Source organism: Yersinia sp. 2542 StPb PI (assembly GCF_048593855.1).
GTDB classification, from domain to species: domain Bacteria; phylum Pseudomonadota; class Gammaproteobacteria; order Enterobacterales; family Enterobacteriaceae; genus Yersinia; species Yersinia enterocolitica_E.
Genome location: NZ_JAZGQA010000255.1, coordinates 1 through 5,092, shown reverse-complemented (window position 1 = coordinate 5,092; position 5,092 = coordinate 1). Strand labels below are relative to the sequence as shown.

Below are 5,092 nucleotides of genomic sequence, written 5' to 3'. Positions count from 1 at the left end.
GGATTAAGTGCTACTTGTGGTATCTTTAATTCAGTTTACGGATATTTAACTCCAAGTGGCTTTAATTAAACTCATTTAAGTCCGATATATATGAATAAATTTCATTTTATAGCCCACTAAAATATAAACCCATCACAAATGTTAAAAATAATGTCACCAATTGTTTTATTGAGTTTGAAATGTCTTTATAAATTATAGACGCTTATTTTATTTTTCTGTCTGAGGTCGTTAATGGGCGTATAAACACAATGCCTTTATCTTCAGGCACTGCCGAAATTCTGCTTAATCTTTCTTACACCAAGTTTAAAATGTCACCATGTTCATAAAGCTCGTGTTCGTAAGACACAGAGTGGAAAAACACCTTATGCCGTGTTAAAACTAAACGGCATCTTTAAGATAAAATATCAGCCTGAATTACGAGTGTTACATAAAGTTAGAGACAGTAGCGGATAACAGTCCCAGCACGGTAACGTGCTCAATTAAAAAAGGATATGTATATGGAATTGTGTGTGGCGAGTGTTACTGATATTGAACAAGTCATGGCATTACTAAAAAAATACCATGTAGCAACGATTAATGAAGATGATAAAAAGAGGGTTTTGTTACCACACAGATGACACAACAACAGATGTTATCACTGGTGACGGAGGAACAAGGATTATTTATCGCCAAGAAAGAGGGGAATGTGGTGGCTTTTGTTATGGCTGCATCCTGGCAATTCTGGTCTCCCTGGCCATTGTTCGAACATATGATAAATAAATTAGATGAGAATACCTTTGCTGGACAAACATTGTCTGTCGAAAACTCCTATCAGTATGGTCCCATTTGTATAGACCAATCCATGCGCGGTAGCGGTGTACTTCAGCAGCTTTTTGCTTTCTCTTTGGAAAAAATGTCTACACGCTTTCCTATTCTGATAACCTTTATTAATGAAATAAATCATCGCTCATACGTTGCGCATTCACGTAAGTTGGGATTACAGGTACTGAGTAAGTTTGAATTTAATAATAATCACTATTACTGGATGGCCTGCTCAACCCAGGCACCAAATACCGCAACACCATAAGCAAAAGCTTGCTACAGACCTAACTCGTGTTCTGCAATATCTTCATTTTCTTGCCAGGAAAATAACGGTATTGGCTATTGGTACATTGAAATAGTTGACTCACCTCATCAGTGGGGCAGAAATAAGAATGCGATTAGCCCCGACAAACAGAACAGGGCTATATCGCAGTCGTCCTCTAGCCTAACTCAATGATAAGAGGCTTCCAGATGTAAATTTTGGGAAGAAAGCAGGGCCTGTTCTATGCGTTCCCATGCCAGCGAAAAGGGTAATCGTGCTGCAATATGCGGAGCAATAACTACGCCCTTAGCAATCTTTTTCACCTGTTCATCATTATGCTTGAATCCCAAATCTTCTAACGTCAACGGGCAGCCAAAACGAGGTAATAACGACAATAACTCATCACGATCAGCCTCTTGCTCGTGCTCGATAAACGACTGTACCACCAGCCCGAAGCCGACTTTCTCACCGTGTAGCCAATGGTGAAGCTCTGGCAGACGGGTCATGCTGTTATGGATCGCGTGAGCAATTCCGATTCGTGGAATATCATCAGCCATGCTATTAGCTAAGCCTGCCAGTGCGATAACTGCATCGATCACTTTACGCAGTGCAACACTGACTTCCTGGCGTTGATTAGCTGCGATAGCCTGCTGTCCATAGGTATTAAAGGTATCCAGTGCCTGTTTCGCGACCTGTGACTTTAGTATCAGTGCCAATCCATCATCACCCTTTCGCAGATAAGGAAGAAACTCATACCATTTAGCCAATGCATCGACGATACCTGCATTCAGGTAGCGTGGCGCTGTTCTGGCAATCGTTTGGCTATCGACCAATACCCAGACCGGTAACCGCGTTAAGGATAAAGGGCCAATATGAGCCCCAGCCTCATCATAAATAACGCTAATAGGTGACCATGCGGCACAGGTCGCCGCTATTGTCGGTAGTGTGATTACCGGCAATTGCCCCAATGTCTCCCCTACCGCTTTCGCACTGTCTAATACCCGACCACCGCCAACCCCCAGAATAAGTTCTGAGCCTAGTTGCTGTGCTTGTACAACCAATGCATCAATAGCTGTACGGGTACAATCTCCTGGCAAATAGCTGATATGAAACGAGATATGATGCCGTTGCAGGCTCGTTATCACACTTACTCCCACCGACTGCCAGGCGCGTGGGCTGGTCACGATAAGCACCTTCTGAGCCAATGGCGCAATAAACTGCCCCACTTTCTCAGTCACGCCATCTTGATTCAGGTAATTTTGTGGGGTTTTAATTGCCAGCATGGTTAACTCCTGTAAATAGTATTAGCGCTGCATACCCCAGCGCTTGACGGTCAGTCTCTCTATAGTGGCGAAAATAAGCCCTTCGACCAGTAAACCAATGACGATTACGGTCGCCAGACCGGCAAATACCCTATCGGTATACAGTTCATTGCGATTTTGGAAGATATACCAGCCAAGCCCGCCTTGACCGCTAGACGCACCAAAAACCAGCTCTGCGGCAATGAGCGTGCGCCATGCAAAGGCCCAGCCGATTTTAAGTCCTGACAAAATAGAAGGCAGTGCTGCCGGGATAAGAATATGAGCCACATAGCGCCCACCGCGTAGCCCATAGTTACGACCGGCCATCCGTAATGTGTCCGAAACACCGAGAAAACCGGCGTAGGTATTCAACGCCATCGGCCACATCACCGAATGGATTAGCACAAAAACCAGACTCTTTTCTCCCAGCCCAAACCACAGCAACGCCAGAGGCAGTAGTGCAATAGCAGGCAACGGATTAAACATCGACGTTAGAATATTAAGCAGATCCCGACCAAAACGGGTCGACACCGCTAAAGCACTTAGCCCTAATGCAAACACGCTACCTATGGCATACCCTTTAAGAAGAGTGCTGAGCGAGATAGCAACCTTAGCGGGCAACTCGCCGCTGGCCATATCCTGGGTAAATGCCCGCAGTGTTTGCATAAATCCCGGAAACATTAGGTCATTATCCTGCAAACGTGCAGCCAGTTCCCACAGCGCCAGTAATACCAGTAATACCGTCAACTGGCGTAGCCACTGCTGGTTCCAACAGCGGGTAATGATGGGCAATGGCTGGGTCAACACCACTTCTGGTAGTGGGGCCAGTTCACGCTGATATTCGCAGCGGATCGGGGGTTGAGTGCTCATATGGTTTACCTTGCAGTGGGATCGACGGAGCAGCTTGTGCTTGCTCAGTGGGGAACAGCAGATGATGGATACGCTGTGCGGCGAATTGAAACTCATCGCTACCGTAGTCAGCTAGAGAAAACTGATGGCTGTTCACCTCGGCACAAACCCGCCCAGGATGTGGTGACAGCAGTAATATCCGGCTGCCAACCACCAGCGCTTCCTCAATAGAATGAGTCACAAATAGCAACGTAAAACGTATTTCCTCCCACAGCACCAGTAACTCCTCTTGCATTTTACGGCGCGTCAGTGCGTCAAGCGCGGCAAAAGGCTCATCCATCAGTAATACCTTGGGCTGCATCGCTAACGCGCGAGCAATGGCTACCCGCTGCTTCATACCGCCCGATAACATATGCGGATAAGCATCGGCAAATCCGGCAAGCCCCACTTTATCCAGGTAGTGTAATGCCCGCTCTCGTGCTTGCTTATGGGTAGCCTGACGACTGGCAACCAGCGGGAACAGCGTATTTTCCAGCACCGTTTTCCACGGGGGCAATTGATCAAACTCCTGAAATACCATCATGCGGTCCGGCCCCGGCTCCACAATGACCTCACCGTCAAGGCGTATCTCTCCGTCAACCGGCGGCAGAAAACCGCCAATCGATTTAAGCAGGCTGGATTTACCACAACCCGATGGCCCCAGCAGAACAAAACGATCGGCAGGATAGACATCAAAACTGACGTCATGTGTTGCACGAACGCGTTTCTGACGGGTTCGATACTCCAAACCCACACCCGCGGCCTGTAATAACGGCTGCGGTGATATTTCATTAATGATGCGGCTCATGCCCCCTCCGGCGTAATTGGGAAAAAGACCGTCTGTCTAGCGTTTTCCAAAGAAACCAACAACTCAGCTACCGGCCCCGTTATGAGCTTCGGCGAAGAAATAGTCCTGCCACGAGTCGGCTTTATTCTTGAGGATACCTAATTGCTGCAACTGGTCAGCGTACACATAGGTGCGCTGTGGTGTGATAGTGAAATCAATTTCTGGGTCTTCAACGATTTTCTTCACCAATTCAGGTGATAAACGCGACTTTTCTACCCGAATATAGGTTTCAGCCGCCGCGGCTTTGTTGGCTTTAACTATCTGAGAAGCTTCAGCCAGCGCATCATAGAAAGCCCGATAGGTTTTAGGATTTTCATCATGAAATTTTTGCGTGGTGTACAGCACATTAAATGTTGCCGGCCCTCCCAGAACGTCATAGGAGCTAAGAATCTTATGTACGTTGCCGTGCTCTAGCGCCTGATATTGGAACGGCGGGCTGGAAAAATGAGCAGAAATTTCAGAGCCACCGGCAATCAACGCGGCATTGGCATCAGGATGGGGCAAGCTTACCGTGATGGTATCAAAGCGTTTATAATCGCTATTGCCATACAGTTTGGCGGTTTCAATTTGTAGGGTACGGGACTGGAAACCCACACCGGCAGCCGGTACCGCGATACGGTCTTTTTCACTAAGATCTGCTATCTTTTTTACTGCTGGATTGTTGCTTAGCAGGTAATTCGGCATCGAACCCAGTGACGCTATCGCCTTCACATTCTGACGCCCACGGGTACGATCCCACACTGTAAGCATCGGGGGTACACCCGCAGCCGCAACATCAAGAGCACCAGAAAGCAGTGCCTCATTCATTCCTGTTGCTCCCGAGATAGTGCGCCAGTCAACGTTAATATCCAGCCCTTGCTGTTTACCATGCTTTTCTATCAGTTGTTGATCACGCACCACATCAAGAATCAGATAACCAATACCCATCCATCGCATCGCCATTGGTAGTCCAGACGCGCACCGTGAAGTTAAGGGAAGAGGCCGCCATCTCAT

Annotated in this window: 5 protein-coding genes; 1 reads left to right on the top strand and 4 read right to left on the bottom strand. The window is 47.4% G+C overall.

Translation table 11 applies throughout. From position 1 onward, the window contains the following. The first annotated feature begins 613 nt into the window (after nucleotides 1-613). The gene (locus V1952_RS19975) at nucleotides 614-1,066 is read left to right on the top strand and encodes a GNAT family acetyltransferase (RefSeq protein ID WP_420075392.1); all 453 of its coding nucleotides are present in this window, start codon (nucleotides 614-616) and stop codon (nucleotides 1,064-1,066) included. Nucleotides 1,067-1,251: 185 nt separating this feature from the next. On the opposite strand, the gene V1952_RS19970 is transcribed toward V1952_RS19975, so the two are convergent. The 4 genes from V1952_RS19970 to V1952_RS19955 all read right to left on the bottom strand — a co-directional run bounded on the left by V1952_RS19970 (nucleotide 1,252) and on the right by V1952_RS19955 (nucleotide 5,041). Continuing rightward, nucleotides 1,252-2,346, bottom strand: a complete 1,095-nt coding sequence (locus tag V1952_RS19970; RefSeq protein WP_420075391.1) for an iron-containing alcohol dehydrogenase family protein — start codon at nucleotides 2,344-2,346, stop codon at nucleotides 1,252-1,254. A 21-nt stretch (nucleotides 2,347-2,367) separates the two neighbouring features. Further along, nucleotides 2,368-3,234, bottom strand: a complete 867-nt coding sequence (locus V1952_RS19965) for an ABC transporter permease (RefSeq protein ID WP_420072338.1) — start codon at nucleotides 3,232-3,234, stop codon at nucleotides 2,368-2,370. Then, the gene (locus V1952_RS19960) at nucleotides 3,194-4,060 is read right to left on the bottom strand and encodes an ABC transporter ATP-binding protein (protein ID WP_372558581.1); all 867 of its coding nucleotides are present in this window, start codon (nucleotides 4,058-4,060) and stop codon (nucleotides 3,194-3,196) included. The genes V1952_RS19965 and V1952_RS19960 overlap by 41 nt, the downstream gene beginning before the upstream one ends. A 63-nt stretch (nucleotides 4,061-4,123) precedes the next feature. Then, nucleotides 4,124-5,041 carry an ABC transporter substrate-binding protein gene (locus tag V1952_RS19955; RefSeq protein ID WP_420075390.1) on the bottom strand — a complete coding sequence of 306 codons (918 nt, stop codon included), beginning with the start codon at nucleotides 5,039-5,041 and terminating at the stop codon, nucleotides 4,124-4,126. Nucleotides 5,042-5,092 lie beyond the last annotated feature (51 nt).